Here is a 536-nt window from a genome sequence, read left to right on the forward strand (position 1 = left end):
GGCTTATTTATTATTGTAATGAGATAACTAAATCAAGATTATCTTTTTATTATACTCATTACTAACATAGTGTAACGAAAATAATATGTTTTTAGTACAACGCTTATATATACAATGTAACTTAAAGTGACATTCTGTGTAACATGACCTTACCTAATTTTGCTTTTAAAAAAAACACTCATTATGATGTTTTTAAAGGAAGTGGTAAGTATGAATATGAATGATACAATATTTCTATTTTTATGTACTCTATTAGTATGGTTAATGACACCAGGTTTGAGCCTTTTTTATGGGGGACTCGTACAATCAAAAAATGCTTTAAATACTGTAATGCAAAGTATGGTTGCCATTGTCATTGTCACATTTATATGGATAATGATTGGTTTCTCTTTAAGTTTTGATGGAGGTAATCAATGGATAGGTGGTTTGAAATTTTTGGGTCTTCATCATGTTGGTTTTGAAACTTCAAAAACTTTGAGTCCTCATATACCTCTCTCATTATTTATGTTGTTTCAAATGATGTTTTGTACAATTGC

The 536-nt window shown here is 28.5% G+C and carries 1 pseudogene; it reads left to right on the forward strand.

The window, feature by feature from the left end:
- Positions 1 to 210: 210 nt before the first annotated feature.
- A pseudogene (locus ACFOY6_RS24310) lies at positions 211 to 536 on the forward strand (ammonia channel protein); the annotation flags it as partial.

Source organism: Teichococcus aestuarii (genome assembly GCF_042651065.1).
Lineage (GTDB): Bacteria > Pseudomonadota > Alphaproteobacteria > Acetobacterales > Acetobacteraceae > Pseudoroseomonas > Pseudoroseomonas aestuarii.